Source organism: Actinoplanes utahensis (assembly GCF_016862455.1).
Lineage (GTDB): Bacteria > Actinomycetota > Actinomycetes > Mycobacteriales > Micromonosporaceae > Actinoplanes > Actinoplanes utahensis.
In genome coordinates this window covers 25,408-38,700 of the sequence record NZ_BOMZ01000109.1, presented here as the reverse complement: position 1 = coordinate 38,700, position 13,293 = coordinate 25,408, and the positions used below count along the sequence as shown (strand labels likewise).

General features: G+C 71.2%; 12 protein-coding genes. 5 read left to right on the top strand and 7 right to left on the bottom strand.

Annotated elements, in window-relative coordinates; all coding sequences use genetic code 11:
- Nucleotides 1-18: 18 nt before the first annotated feature.
- Genes dxr through ispG form a run of 3 tightly spaced genes read left to right on the top strand, consistent with a single transcriptional unit; the run spans nucleotide 19 to nucleotide 3,666 of the window.
- Nucleotides 19-1,227, top strand: coding sequence for a 1-deoxy-D-xylulose-5-phosphate reductoisomerase (gene dxr, locus Aut01nite_RS38715; protein ID WP_043532630.1), 1,209 nt, complete (start codon nucleotides 19-21; stop codon nucleotides 1,225-1,227).
- Nucleotides 1,227-2,486 carry a M50 family metallopeptidase gene (locus Aut01nite_RS38710; RefSeq protein WP_043532628.1) on the top strand — a complete coding sequence of 420 codons (1,260 nt, stop codon included), beginning with the start codon at nucleotides 1,227-1,229 and terminating at the stop codon, nucleotides 2,484-2,486. Before dxr ends, Aut01nite_RS38710 begins: the two co-directional genes overlap by 1 nt.
- Before the next feature lie 7 nt (nucleotides 2,487-2,493).
- Nucleotides 2,494-3,666 carry a flavodoxin-dependent (E)-4-hydroxy-3-methylbut-2-enyl-diphosphate synthase gene (gene ispG, locus Aut01nite_RS38705; RefSeq protein ID WP_043532626.1) on the top strand — a complete coding sequence of 391 codons (1,173 nt, stop codon included), beginning with the start codon at nucleotides 2,494-2,496 and terminating at the stop codon, nucleotides 3,664-3,666.
- Nucleotides 3,667-3,705: 39 nt separating this feature from the next.
- On the opposite strand, the gene Aut01nite_RS38700 is transcribed toward ispG, so the two are convergent.
- On the bottom strand, nucleotides 3,706-4,545 hold the full coding sequence (locus Aut01nite_RS38700; protein WP_043532624.1) for a GNAT family N-acetyltransferase: 840 nt from the start codon (nucleotides 4,543-4,545) through the stop codon (nucleotides 3,706-3,708).
- A 123-nt stretch (nucleotides 4,546-4,668) separates the two neighbouring features.
- Between Aut01nite_RS38700 and Aut01nite_RS38695 the strand changes: the two genes are divergently transcribed.
- Together Aut01nite_RS38695 and Aut01nite_RS38690 are read left to right on the top strand one after the other, a co-directional pair.
- A complete protein-coding gene (locus Aut01nite_RS38695; RefSeq protein WP_084000001.1) occupies nucleotides 4,669-5,271 on the top strand; it encodes a PadR family transcriptional regulator in 603 nt (200 codons plus the stop codon).
- Nucleotides 5,272-5,413: 142 nt separating this feature from the next.
- Nucleotides 5,414-7,375, top strand: coding sequence for a hybrid sensor histidine kinase/response regulator (locus Aut01nite_RS38690; RefSeq protein ID WP_043532730.1), 1,962 nt, complete (start codon nucleotides 5,414-5,416; stop codon nucleotides 7,373-7,375).
- Nucleotides 7,376-7,599: 224 nt separating this feature from the next.
- Here the strand turns inward: Aut01nite_RS38690 and Aut01nite_RS38685 are convergent, their stop codons facing one another.
- From Aut01nite_RS38685 to Aut01nite_RS38660, 6 genes are all read right to left on the bottom strand, one after another.
- A complete protein-coding gene (locus tag Aut01nite_RS38685) occupies nucleotides 7,600-8,589 on the bottom strand; it encodes an LLM class F420-dependent oxidoreductase (protein WP_268871747.1) in 990 nt (329 codons plus the stop codon).
- Nucleotides 8,590-8,846: 257 nt separating this feature from the next.
- A complete protein-coding gene (locus Aut01nite_RS38680; protein WP_043532621.1) occupies nucleotides 8,847-9,914 on the bottom strand; it encodes an ABC transporter permease in 1,068 nt (355 codons plus the stop codon).
- Nucleotides 9,911-10,804 (bottom strand): ABC transporter ATP-binding protein, encoded by an 894-nt coding sequence (locus tag Aut01nite_RS38675; RefSeq protein WP_043532619.1) that lies wholly within the window; start codon nucleotides 10,802-10,804, stop codon nucleotides 9,911-9,913. Before Aut01nite_RS38675 ends, Aut01nite_RS38680 begins: the two co-directional genes overlap by 4 nt.
- Nucleotides 10,805-10,872: 68 nt before the next feature.
- On the bottom strand, nucleotides 10,873-11,517 hold the full coding sequence (locus tag Aut01nite_RS38670) for a response regulator (protein ID WP_043532617.1): 645 nt from the start codon (nucleotides 11,515-11,517) through the stop codon (nucleotides 10,873-10,875).
- Entirely contained in the window at nucleotides 11,514-12,728 is a 1,215-nt protein-coding gene (locus Aut01nite_RS38665) for a sensor histidine kinase (RefSeq protein ID WP_043532615.1), read from the bottom strand. Before Aut01nite_RS38665 ends, Aut01nite_RS38670 begins: the two co-directional genes overlap by 4 nt.
- A gap of 17 nt (nucleotides 12,729-12,745) precedes the next feature.
- Nucleotides 12,746-13,072 (bottom strand): MerR family transcriptional regulator, encoded by a 327-nt coding sequence (locus Aut01nite_RS38660; protein WP_373871570.1) that lies wholly within the window; start codon nucleotides 13,070-13,072, stop codon nucleotides 12,746-12,748.
- Nucleotides 13,073-13,293 lie beyond the last annotated feature (221 nt).

Sequence of the window (13,293 nt, the reverse complement as noted above, 5' to 3'; positions counted from 1 at the left end):
GTGCACCAACAGGGGAAGATGAGCGGTATGCGTGACCTCGTCTTGCTCGGCTCCACCGGGTCCATCGGCACCCAGGCCATCGACATCGTCCGCCGCAACCCGGACCGGTTCCGGGTGGTGGCCCTGGGCGCGGGCGGCGGCAACGTCGGGCTGCTCGCCGCGCAGGCCCTGGAGCTGAACGTCGAGGTGGTCGGTGTGGCCCGCGCCTCGGTCACCCAGGACCTGCAGCTCGCCTTCTACGCCGAGGCGCAGAAGCGCGGCTGGGCCACCGGCGACTTCAAGCTCCCCAAGATCGTGGCCGGGCCGGACGCGATGACCGAGTTGGCCCGCCAGCCGTGCGACGTGGTGCTGAACGGCGTCGTCGGCAGCCTCGGCCTGGCGCCCACCCTGGCCGCTCTCGAGTCCGGCCGGATCCTCGCCCTGGCCAACAAGGAGTCCCTGGTCGCGGGCGGCCCGCTGGTCCGGCGGATCGCCAAGGAGGGGCAGATCGTCCCGGTCGACTCCGAGCATTCGGCGCTGGCCCAGTGCCTGCGCGGCGGGACCGCCGCCGAGGTGCGCCGTCTGGTGCTCACCGCGAGCGGCGGGGCGTTCCGCGGCCGGCGGCGCGAGGAGCTGGCGGACGTCACCCCAGAGGAGGCGCTCAAGCACCCCACCTGGGACATGGGACCGGTCGTCACGATCAACTCGGCGACCATGGTGAACAAGGCGCTCGAGGTGATCGAGGCGCACGAGCTGTTCGGGGTGGCGTACGACGACATCGAGGTGATGGTCCACCCGCAGTCCGTGCTGCACTCCCTGGTCGAGTTCACCGACGGGTCGACCCTGGCCCAGGCCAGCCCACCGGACATGCGGCTGCCGATCGCGCTGGCCCTGGCCTGGCCGGAGCGGGTACCGGGGGCCGCCGCCGCGGTCGACTGGACGCAGGCGCACAACTGGGAGCTGCGGCCGCTCGACGACGACGCGTTCCCCGCGGTGCGCCTGGCGAAGGAGGCGGGCCGGGCCGGGCACTGCCTACCGGCGATCTTCAACGCGGCGAACGAGGAGTGTGTGGCCGCGTTCGTCTCCGGTCGGCTACCGTTTCTGGGCATCGTCGACACCCTGGAACGGGTGCTGGCGGCGGCCCCCGGTTTCGGGGAGCCGGGTACCGTCGATGACGTGCTTGCCGCGGAGGCATGGGCGCGTGCCCAGGCACAGCGGACGATCGCGACTGTGGCTGAAGGAGCCTGATGCTTTTCTGGCTGGGTGCGGCGGCCTTCGCGCTGACCATCCTGATCTCGGTGAGCCTGCACGAGCTCGGGCACATGATCACCGGCAAACGCTTCGGCATGAAGGTGACGCAGTACTTCGTCGGCTTCGGCCCGACGATCTTCTCGTTCAAGCGCGGCGAGACGGAGTACGGCCTGAAGGCGATCCCGCTCGGCGGCTTCTGCAAGATCGTCGGGATGACGCCGCAGGACGACGACGTGGCCCCGGAGGATCAGCACCGGGCCATGTGGCGGTTCCCGGTCTGGAAGCGGACGATCGTGATGAGCGCCGGCTCGGCCGCCCATTTCGCGCTCGCCCTGGTCGGCGCCTGGGTGATGGCCTGGAGCGTCGGTCTGCCCAACATCAGCCTGCCGCAGAACGCCGAGGAGCAGCGGGCCGCTCCGGCGATGATCTACGTCGGCGACTGCATCAAGACCTCGCTCACCGATACCACCGCCGAGTGCAAGCCCGGCCAGGGCAGTGCCGTGGCGGCCCCGGCGAAAGCAGCCGGCCTGCAGACCGGTGACGTGATCACCAAGGTGGGCGCCACCCCGGTCGCCAACTACGGGCAGCTCACCGACGCCATCCGGGCCGCCGCGGCCGGACCGACCGACTTCGAGTACGTGCGGGACGGTAAGACCGCCACCGCGAAAGTCGGCCTGGTCACCGCCGAACGGCGCCCGGTGGAGGACCCGAAGGGCTCGATCTCGCAGGTCTCGGTCGCGGGTGTGAGCTGGGAGACGGACCAGCCGACCGTCGTCGAATACAGTCCGCTCAGCGCGGTTCCGGCATCCGGCGAGTTCAACTGGTACCTGGTGGAGAACTCGTTCCGGGCGATGGCACGCATCCCGGAGAAGATCCCCGCGCTGTGGAATTCGATCACCGGCGACGAACGGGACCCGGACACCCCGATCAGTGTGATCGGCGCCAGCCGGATCGGTGGCGAGGCGATCGAGAAGGGCGTACCGGAGGTCTTCTGGCAGGTCTTCATCTCACTGAACATCTTCATCGGGCTCTTCAACCTGCTGCCGCTGCTGCCGCTGGACGGCGGGCACATCGCGATCGCCTGGTTCGAGAGGGTGCGCTCGTGGCTCTACCAGCGGCTACGACGGCCCGATCCGGGGCGTGTCGACTACTACAAGCTCATGCCGCTCACCTATGCGGTCATTCTGATCGGTGGCGCGTTCACGCTGTTGACAGCCACCGCCGACATCATCAACCCCATTACGATCTTCAAGTGAGTGAGATGTGACTGCGATCAGTCTGGGAATGCCGGCCGTCCCCCCGCCGCCCCTGGCCCCGCGCCGGCAGAGCCGCCAGATCAACGTCGGTGGAGTGCTGGTCGGCGGCGGCGCCCCGGTCAGCGTTCAGTCGATGACCACCACCCTCACCTCCGACGTCAACGCCACGCTGCAGCAGATCGCTGAGCTGACCGCGTCCGGCTGCCAGATCGTCCGGGTCGCCGTGCCGTCGCAGGACGACGTCGAGGCGCTGCCCGCGATCGCGAAGAAGTCGCAGATCCCGGTGATCGCCGACATCCACTTCCAGCCGAAGTACGTGTTCGCCGCGATCGACGCCGGCTGCGCCGCGGTCCGGGTCAACCCGGGCAACATCCGGCAGTTCGACGACAAGGTCAAGGAGATCGCGAAGGCGGCCTCCGCGGCCGGCACCCCGATCCGGATCGGGGTGAACGCCGGCTCGCTCGACAAGCGGCTGCTGGAGAAGTACGGCAAGGCCACCGCGGAGGCGCTCGTCGAGTCGGCGCTCTGGGAGTGTTCGCTGTTCGAGGAGCACGGCTTCCGGGACATCAAGATCTCGGTGAAGCACAACGACCCGGTCGTCATGATCCGGGCGTACCGGCAGCTGGCCGAGCAGTGCGACTACCCGCTGCACCTCGGCGTCACCGAGGCCGGGCCGGCGTTCCAGGGCACCATCAAGAGCGCTGTGGCGTTCGGCGCCCTGCTCGCCGAGGGCATCGGCGACACCATCCGGGTGTCGCTGTCCGCCCCGCCGGTCGAGGAGATCAAGGTCGGCAACCAGATCCTCGAGTCGCTGGGTCTGCGCGAGCGCGGCCTCGAGATCGTGTCGTGCCCGTCCTGCGGCCGCGCCCAGGTGGACGTGTACACGCTCGCCGAGCAGGTCACCGCGGCGCTGGACGGATTCCCGGTGCCGCTGCGGGTCGCCGTCATGGGCTGTGTGGTGAACGGTCCCGGCGAGGCCCGTGAGGCCGACCTCGGTGTCGCCTCCGGCAACGGCAAGGGTCAGATCTTCGTCAAGGGCAAGGTCATCAAGACGGTGCCCGAGGCGATCATCGTGGAGACGCTCGTCGAGGAGGCGCTGCGCCTCGCCGACGAGATGGGCGCCGACCTGCCGGACGAGCTGCGCGAGCTGCTCCCCGGGCCGACAGTCACCGTCCACTGAGAGCCGCACGCCGAGGGCCCCGCGAGGGGCCCTCGAGCGTCAGAAGAGCACTGTCGCGAAGGATCCGGCCGAGACGAAGCCGCAGTTCGCGTAAACCCGGCGGGCCGCCGTGTTGTAGTCGTTGACGTAGAGACTGACCGTCGGGGAGACCCGCCGCAGCGCGTCCGCCACCACCGCCGCCATCGCGCCCGTGGCCAGGCCGTTGCCCCGATAGTCCGGGTGCACCCAGACGCCCTGGACCTGCGTGGTCCGCCGGGTCACGATCGCCAGTTCGGCCTTGAAGACGACCAGGTCCCCGTCGAACTTCGCGTAGGCGCGTTTCGCTTTCACCAGCTCGGCGATCCGCCGCCGGTAACCCCGCCCGCCGTCGTCCTGCAGCGGCGAGACCCCGACCTCCTCGGTGTACATCGCCACCGCGGCCGGGAAGAGCTGGTCGACCTCGGCGGCCCGGACGAGGCGTACCGACGGGTCGGGGTGCACCAGCGGGTCGCGGTCGGTGACCAGCAGCGGCTGGTGCGGCCGCACGTCGCGGGCCGGGCCCCAGTTGCCGCCGAGCCGGTCCCACAGATCGAGCACCGCCTCGGAACGGCCGATGATCGACGAACAGATCCGCGGCTCGGCGCCGAGCAGGTCGGCGAAGGCCGCGGTGGCCGGGGGGGTCGCGCCGACCGGCACCAGGTGGGCGCCGGACCAGATGATCGACTCGACGTGGCGGCCCGGCTCGTAGCCGTAGATCCGCCCGTCGGAACGCCACCAGTTCAGACCGTGTGCGGCCACCCGCTCCGCGATCTGGGCGCCCGCGTAGGGGTCGGCGTCGAGGATCCGCTCGACGACCGCGCGCTCGGGCTCCCCGAGCTGGCGAATGGGCACCGTCAACACAGGTACCAGATTGCCAGATGAGCGCCCGCCGACACGTACCGCGACCCGGGTATCCCAGAATCCCTTGCCGCCGACACGTTGCCGATATATCGTCTAACTATCGACGACAGAACGGAGAAGGTCATGCGGCACATGCATGGAGGACGTGGACACGACTGGATCGGCGAGGCGCGCCGCCGCGGTTTCAACTTCCCGCCCGGTTTCCCCTTCGGTCCCGGCGGTCCTGGCGGCCCCGGGTTCCCGCCGCCCGATTTCGGCGGCCGGCCCGGCCATCGGCGCGGCGGCCGCGGCGGCCGCCAGAATGTGCGGCCCGCCATCCTGGCGCTGCTCGTGGAGCGCCCGATGCACGGCTACGAGATGATCCAGGAGCTCGACTCCCGCACCGGTGGCGTCTGGCGCCCGAGCCCCGGCTCGGTCTACCCGACGCTCCAGCTGCTGGAGGACGAGGGCCTGATCGAGGTGACCGCCGAGGGCGGCCGCAAGAGCTACCGGCTCACCGAGGACGGCCGGCCCGAGGCCGAGACCGCCGCGCAGAACCCGCCGTGGAGCCAGATCGGCGCCGACACGATGTCCCAGGTGCAGGACTTCCGCGATGCGGCGGTCGGCATCATGGGCGCGCTCAAGCAGGTCGGCTTCAGCGGCACCGCCGAGCAGCGGCAGAAAGCGCTCGAGGTGCTCAACGAGACCAAGCGCAAGCTCTACGCCATCCTCGCCGAGAGCGAATGACCCACACCCCCGCAACGAGACGCACCCGGTTCCCGCCGGGTGCGTTCGCCGTCCCGCAGTGAGCGAAACGGCCACCCCGGCGCGGTTCGCCGCCTACGCTCGGGAGAAGGTCCAACGCCGGCTGCGACCTGGTGAGGTGCGGGTGAGCAAGCCGTCCGACGCCGTGGTGATCGGCCTGCTGGAAGCGGCGCCGGACGCCATCATCGCGGTCCGTCCCGACGGGCACATCGTGGTGGTCAACGCGCAGACCGTCCGCATGTTCGGTTACGAACGCGACGAACTGCTCGGCCGGTCCATCGAACTGCTCGTCCCGGAACGGTTCCGCGACCACCACCCCGGATTCCGCCGGGAGTATCAGGGCAATCCGCAGCCCCGGCCGATGGGCGCCGGAGTCCCGCTGGCCGCCCGGCGCAAGGACGGCAGCGAGTTCCCCGCCGAGATCAGCCTGTCCGCGCTGGAGTCCGGCGGCCTGGTGGTCGCCGCGGTCCGCGACGTCAGCGACCGGGTCCGCCGCGAGGCGAAGTTCCGCGGACTGCTCGAAGCCGCGCCGGACGCCATCGTCGGTGTCGCCGCCGACGGCCGGATCACCCTGGTCAACGCGCAGGCGGAACGGCTCTTCGGCTATCCGCGCAGCGAACTGCTGGGCCAGCCGATCGAGGTGCTCGTACCGGACTCGGCCCGGACCGGGCATCCCGGCAAACGCGACCGCTACTTCGCCGACCCCCGCCCCCGGCCGATGGGATCCGGCCGTCCGCTCGCCGCCCGGCGCAAGGACGGCAGCGAGTTCCCCGCCGAGATCAGCCTCTCCGCGCTGGAGACCGAGGACGGCCTGATCGTCTCCGCGGCCATCCGCGACGTCACCGAACGCCTCGAAGCCGCCGCCGCACGGCAGCGCCTCGAAGCCGCCGCCGAACGCGAACGCCTCGAAGCCCAGCTCCACCAGGCCCGCCGGCTGGAGAGCCTGGGCCAACTGGCCGGCGGCGTCGCGCACGACTTCAACAACCTCCTCGCCGTCATGCTGAACTACACCGGATTCGTGGCCGACCAGATCCAGGACGCGGCCGACGCCGAACCGGACGGCGCCTGGCCGCAGGCCGCCCGCGACCTGCAACAGGTCCTGCGAGCCGGGCAGCGGGCCACCGAACTCACCCACCAGCTGCTCGCCTTCGGCCGCCGCGAGGTGGTACGCCCCCGGGTGCTCGACCTCAACGTGGTGATCCGCGAGGTGGAGCAGCTCCTCCTGCGCACCCTCGGCGAGCACATCCGCCTGCACACCGAACTCGAATCGCGGCTGTGGCCGGTCCGGGCCGACCCCGGCCAGATCGAACAGGTGCTGGTCAACCTCGCCGTCAACGCCCGGGACGCGATGCCCGGCGGCGGCACGCTCACCGTCCACACCACCAACCGGGACATCGGCGAGGACGAGACCGCGGAACTGCACCCACCGGCACGGCCCGGCCGGTACGTGCGGCTGCGAGTCGCCGACACCGGCACCGGGATCCCGCCCGAGACGCTGGACCGGGTCTTCGAGCCGTTCTTCACGACCAAGGCCCCCGGCGAGGGGACCGGTCTGGGCCTGGCCACCGTCTACGGCATCGTCGCGCAGGCCGGCGGCCATCTCCACCTGCGATCCACGGTCGGCGCCGGAACCACCTTCACCGCCCTGCTCCCGGCCACCGACGAAACCCCGGCCGCCCCCGCCGCGCCGGCCGCGCCCGCCCAGCTCCAGCGCGGCGGCGAGACCATCCTGGTCGTCGAGGACGAGGCGGCCCTGCGCGAGGTCACCGAACGCATCCTGACCCGCAACGGCTACCAGGTGGTCAGCGCGGGCGGCGGCCCCGAAGCCCTGAGACTCGCGGAGAACCCCGAGCTGCACATCGACCTGCTGCTGACCGACGTGATCATGCCGCACATGCACGGCCAGCAACTGGCCGACCGGATCCGCCGGATCCGCCCCAGCCTGCCGATCGTCTACATGTCCGGCTACGCCCAGCCGTTCATCACCGGCGAGGGCACCCTCGACCCCCACACCATCCTGATCACCAAGCCCTTCACCCAGCACGAACTGCTGGAACGGCTCCGCGAGGCCCTCGACCGCCGCTGAGACCGCCGCCCGGCTCGCGGTCCGCGTCGCTTCTGTCCCACCATGCGCTCGTACGGGCCACGGACCGTCCCGTGCCTCGCGGCGGCCACGGCAGGCGTCCCCTCACGACCGCTCCCGGGTGCCACTCATGCATGCCCGTCCCGGTCACCCCCGGCTGGTTGTCACGGCTGTCTCAGCTGCGCTGAGACTGGAACCGCTTCAAGCCGGGATCCGGCGGGACAGTGCTAACGGCCGAGAGTGGCGATCAGATCGAGCAGCGCCGGAAGGCCGCCGCGCTCGAGCTCGGGTGTCGGGGTCAGTGCCATGACCGGGACGGTGACACCGGCGTCGGCGTACGCCTGCACCCGGGCGCGGCACTCCGCCGGCGAGCCGTGGACGATCAGCTCATCGACCAGGCTGTCCGGGATGGCGGCCAGTGCGCCCTTACGGTCGCCGGACTGCCAGGCCTGCCACATCGGAGCGAGGGTCTCCTCGCGGCCGAGCCAGCGGTGGAACGCGGCATAGGCCGGAACGGTCAGGTAGGCGGTGATCATCCGGCGGGCGACCGTGCGTGCGTAGGCGGCGTCCTCGGTGGGAATCACGAAGATCCGGGCCGCCACCTCGAAGCCGGGCGCCGCCTCCTTGGTCTCGGCCAGCGCGGTGGCGACATCCGAGGCGGCCAGCCAGTTGAGGATCACCCCGTCGGCCTCGGCGGCGGCCAGTCGCAGCATGCCGGGGCGCAGGGCGGCCAGCATGATCCGCGGCGGGACGGTCGGCGGGCGCTCCAGACGGAACCGGCGCACCTCGAACGTCGTGAACCTCTCACTCACCTGCTCGCCGGCGAGCGCGGCCCGCAGGAACCGGAGCACGTCCCGGCTGCGGGCGAACGGCTGCTCGAAATCGACCGCGTTCCAATCGCCGACCACCACCGGCGAGGACGCGCCGATGCCGAGATGGAAACGGCCGGGCGCGGCCTCGGCGAGCGCCGCCGCGGTCATCGCCAGCAGACCGGGCCCGCGGGTGAAGACCGGCGCGATCGCGGTGCCGAGCTGCAGCCGCGGCTCCCAGGCGGCCGCCAGCGTCAGCGGGGTGAACCCATCGGTGCCGTTGACCTCGGCCGACCACGCGTCGGTGAACCCCGCGTCGGCCAGCGCCGAGAAGACTGCGGCGTGCTCGGAGAGCGGAACGCCGCCGAACGGCACGGTCATGCCCCATCGCATCGACATGCCCATGATCCTGCCGTCCCCGGCAGTGTGATGTCCACCGCCTTGCCGATCCCTGTGGACAACCCCACCCTGTGGACAACCCGAGGCCCCGCCCCACAACCGGCGTAGCGTCCGAAGCCGGTTCTCAGGACTGGGTGGGCCGGCCCCCCTGGGTGGGCGGGGCTGTGGGTGGGCGGGGCTGTGGGTGGGCGGGGCTGTGGGTGGGGGCTGTGGGGCGACGGAGCGTGGCCCGGCATCGCTGCCGGGCCACGCTCCGAAGCTGGTGCTCAGCCGGCCGTCGTGGGGCTTCGCCAGGCGGTGGCGAAGGAGGTGCGGCCGTTGGTGCGCAGCAGCGAACCCTCGTAGATGCGGGCTCCCGCGATCAGGGTGATCGCGCTGGTGATCAGCAGCAGCGCGAGCGCGACGAGCGGCTCCCAGGTGGCGGCTTCGCCGTTGAAGAGGCGGACGGGCATGGCGACCGGGGCGGAGAACGGGATGTAGGACAGGACCGTCATCGCGGCCTGGTTCGACTGCAGGGAGAGCACCAGGAAGAACGGGGTCATCACGACGAGCTGGAGCGGGGCGGAGGTGCCGTTGATGTCCTCCAGCCGGGCGGCGAGGGCGCCGACGCCGGCCCAGAGGGTGGCGAGCATCAGGAAGCCGATGACGAAGAACGGCAGGAACCAGCCGATCGCCGGGAGCAGGGCGTCGATCAGGGGCGAGCCGGCGCCGCCGACACGCATGCCGACCAGGGCGACGACGGCGATCAGGGCGAGCTGTCCGAAGGCGAGCAGCGTCATGGCGAAGACCTTGCCGATCAGCAGGGCCCGGACCGGGACGCTGGAGACCAGGATCTCGACGATGCGGGTCTGCTTCTCCTCGGTGACGCTCTGGGCGATCTGCACGCCGAACATCAGCGTGGTGAAGAAGAAGAGCAGGGCCAGCGCGAACGGGACGAGGAAGCGGGCGGTCTGGTCGAGGGCGTCGGGTTCGAGGAAGTCGACCGGGGGAGAGGTGCTGAGCGCGGAGACCACGTCCTGCGGGGCCTCCTCGAGGGCGAGCACCCGGGGGCCGTCGACGACCGCGGCCTCGACCTCCTCGTCGCGGACGAGTTGCGCGGCGGCGGCCTGATCGGTGACGGTGCGGACTTCCAGGCCGGCCTTCTCGAGGGCGGCGACGTGGGTGGAGCCGACCACGGCGACCTTGGTGGGGCCGCTGTCCATCAGGGCCGGCAGGACCACGCCGAGGGCGCTGAAGAGGAGCAGGAAGACCGTGCTGAACAGGAAGGTCTTGTCGCGGAGCTTGACCCGGATCTCCCGGCCCGCGACCAGTTTGGCGGCTTGGTACGTGGTCACTGGATAACCTCTCGGAAGATCTCGGCGAGGGACGGGCGGACCGGGGTGAAGACGCGGACCGGGCCACGGGCCAGGGCGGCGCGGAGAACGGACTGCTCGTCGATCTCCGGTTCCAGGTCGAAGACGGCCCGGGGGCCGTCGAGTTCGACGAGGGTGACGCCGGGGTGGTCACGCAGCCAGCCGGCGTCGGTGTCCACTTCGACGGTGAAGCGGGGCAGCGTGTACTGCTCGCGGAGCCGGGACCGGGCGCCGGCCGCGCGGATCGTCCCGTCCGCGATGATCACCAGGTCGTCGCAGAGGCGTTCGACGAGGTCGAGCTGGTGGCTGGAGAAGAGCACCGCGGCGCCGGAGCGGGCCCGTTCGCGGAGCACCGTGAGGACGTTCTCGACGGCGAGCGGGTCGAGGCCGGAGAACGGCTCGTCGAGGACCAGCAGTTCCGGGTCGTGCACCAGGGCGGCGGCGATCTGGGCGCGCTGCTGGTTGCCCAGCGACAGCTTCTCCACCAGGTCGCCGGCGCGTTCGGCGAGTTCGAGCCGTTCCAGCAGGGCGGTGGTGCGGCGTCGGGCGTCGGCGTGGCCGAGCCCGTGCAACCGTCCGAGGTAGACGATCTGCTCGGCCACGGTCATCTTCGGGTAGAGGCCGCGTTCCTCCGGCATGTAGCCGAAGCGCTGCCGGTGTTCGCGGGTCACCGGGACGCCGTTCCAGGTCACCGTCCCGGTGTCGGCGGCGAGCACGCCGAGGATGATCCGCATGGTGGTGGTCTTGCCGGCGCCGTTCGCGCCGACGAAGCCGGTGAGGCGCCCGGAGTCCACGGTGAACGACACGTCCTTGAGGACGTGGCGTTCGCCGAAGGACCGGTTCACGGCATCGACGTTCAGGACGGTGTTCATGACCAGAACGCTAGACGCGGGTCGATGCCGTGTCGTCCGGCTGAGGGAGGTCCTCCTCGCGGAGGATGTCACCCTCCGGGACGGACCACCCCGAGCTCGTACGCCAGGACCACGGCCTGTGTCCGGTCGCGGGCGCCGATCTTCATGAGCACCCGGCTGACGTGCGTCTTCACGGTGGTCTCGCCGAGATGCAGGGCGGCGGCGATCTCCGCGTTGGTGGCGCCGCCCGCGAGGAGGACCAGCACCTCGTGCTCGCGCGGGGTGAGCCGGTCCAGGCGGACCCCGGCGGCCGCCGGGGCGGTGAAGGTGGAGATCACCCGCCGGGTCACGGCCGGGGCGAGCAGCGCCTCCCCGGAGGCGACGACCCGGATCGCCTCGGTCAGCGCCTCCGGGGTGCCGTTCTTGAGCAGGAATCCGCTGGCCCCGGCCCGGAGCGCGTCGAACAGGTAGTCGTCCCGGTCGAAGGTGGTCAGGATCAGCACCGACGGCCCACCGCCGGCGGCGATGCGGCGGGTGGCGTCGAGGCCGTTCATACCGGGCATCTCGACGTCCATCAGCACCACGTCGGGCCGCAGGCGCAGTGCCATCTCGACCGCCTGGACGCCGTCTGCGGCCTCGCCGGCCACCGTGATGTCGTCCTCCATCTCGAGGATGACCCGGAAGCCGGTCCGCACGAGTTGATGGTCGTCGGCGAGCAGCACGCTGATGCTCACGCGGCGACTCCGGCCGGGTAGGGGAAGCGGGCCCGCACCCGGTACCCGCCGCCCGGCTGGCTGCCGTGTTCGAGGGCGCCGTCGTGCACGGTGACCCGTTCCCGCATGCCGACGAGTCCCATGCCGCCGCCGGTCGCCGGCCCGCCCCGGCCGTCGTCGGTGACGTCGAGCTCCAGTTCTTCGTTGAGGTAGCGGACCCGGACGTCGAGGGTCTGCGCGTGGGCGTGTTTGAGGGTGTTCGTCACGGCCTCCTGGACGATCCGGTAGGCGGCGAGGGACAGCGATTCGGGCAGCGGCACCGGATCACCGTAGACGGCGTAGCTGACGGTCAGTCCGGCCTCCCGGGCCCGGTCGGTGATCTCCGGGAGCCGGTCGATACCGGCCGGTGCGGCCTGTTCCTCCGTCGTGTCCCCGGAGCGCAGCGCCCCCAGCATCCGCCGCAGTTCGGCGACCGCGGTGCGGGCGCCCTCCTCGATCGCGGCGAGCGCGGTCCGGGCGCGGGCCGGGTCCTTGTCGAGGGCGCGGCGGCTGGCGGACGCCTGGATGCCCATCACCGACACGTGGTGGGCGACGACGTCGTGCAGTTCGCGGGCGATCCGGACCCGTTCCCGGAAGACGGCCTGCTCGCCGGCGAGCGCATGGGCGGCCTTCAGTTCGGCGGTCTGGGCGACGAGCGCCTCGTGACGGCGGGCGTTCTGCCACACCGCGTCGCCCATCAGGTAGCAGAACGCGAAGAAGGCGGCGTTCACCACCAGCGAGTTGAAGGCGATGGAGGCCCGTTCGGCGGCGTTGTCGAACCGTCCGCCGAAGACGATGAAGGTGACGGCGAGCCAGGCGAACATCGCGGCGACGATGCCGAGCCGCAGGTAACGGGACCGGCGCCGGTTCCGCCCCCAGGCGCCGAGGGCGTAGATCGCGGCGAACAGCGCGCCGGAGGTGACCTGCTGTTCCTGGGAGCCGCGGAACTGCCCGCCGATGAAGGCGACGGCGATCACGACGGCGACCACGTCGGGGTGGGTGCGGCGGAACATCAGCGGCAGCGTGGTGGCGACCACCCAGCAGATCTGTTCGGGCAGGGCGGCCGCGTACTCCGATTCCAGGATCTTCGCGCCGCGGGCGAGGAAGAGGTTGACGACCGCGACGGCCGCCACCGCCAGTCCGATCCCGATGTCGGTACGCCGTTGCCGGGCGTCGAGGGTCACCGATGCCATGCGGTGACCCTCGCATGTCAGTCGCGCCGTGTCTGTGTCGGGATGCTGGCGTCCTGGTCGGGGGTGATCCGGCCGCCGAGTTCCCGGATCCGGCGGTGGGCGGCTTCGAGACGGTCCTCGAGGGTGACGATCCGGCAGGCGGCGGCGAGCAGGAAGCCCTCGTCGAGCAGGGTCCGGACGCGGGCGGCGAGGTCGAGCTGGTGGCGGGAGTACCGGCGGTGGCCGCCGGCCGACCGTTCCGGCTCGATCAGGCCGGTGCCGTCGAGACTGCGGAGGAAGGCCGCTGTCACACCGATCGTCTCGGCGGCACGGCCCATGCTGTAAATCGGACGGTCACGGTCCATGCCGTCCATCTAGACATAAGGCCAGGGCCCCGGCGGGTAACCGGGGCCCTGGCTTTTCAATTCTTGTGCCGGTCTTCGCCGGCGCAGGTGGTCGACCGGCTGCGTGCCGCTAGCGGTCGACCGGAGTGATGGGCATCGGCTGCGATCACCTCATGTCGGGCCGGGGACGTCTTGATTACGCGTTGCTGCGGTATCTCGTCCTCCCTCTCCAACTAAGCGAC

Coding starts and splice junctions, on each gene's coding strand:
- dxr (WP_043532630.1), top strand. CDS start 19: ATGAGCGGTATGCGTGACCTCGTCTTGCTCGGCTCCACCGGGTCCATC.
- Aut01nite_RS38710 (WP_043532628.1), top strand. CDS start 1,227: ATGCTTTTCTGGCTGGGTGCGGCGGCCTTCGCGCTGACCATCCTGATC.
- Aut01nite_RS38695 (WP_084000001.1), top strand. CDS start 4,669: ATGCGGCACATGCATGGAGGACGTGGACACGACTGGATCGGCGAGGCG.
- Aut01nite_RS38675 (WP_043532619.1), bottom strand. CDS start 10,804: ATGAACACCGTCCTGAACGTCGATGCCGTGAACCGGTCCTTCGGCGAA.
- Aut01nite_RS38665 (WP_043532615.1), bottom strand. CDS start 12,728: ATGGCATCGGTGACCCTCGACGCCCGGCAACGGCGTACCGACATCGGG.
- Aut01nite_RS38660 (WP_373871570.1), bottom strand. CDS start 13,072: ATGGACCGTGACCGTCCGATTTACAGCATGGGCCGTGCCGCCGAGACG.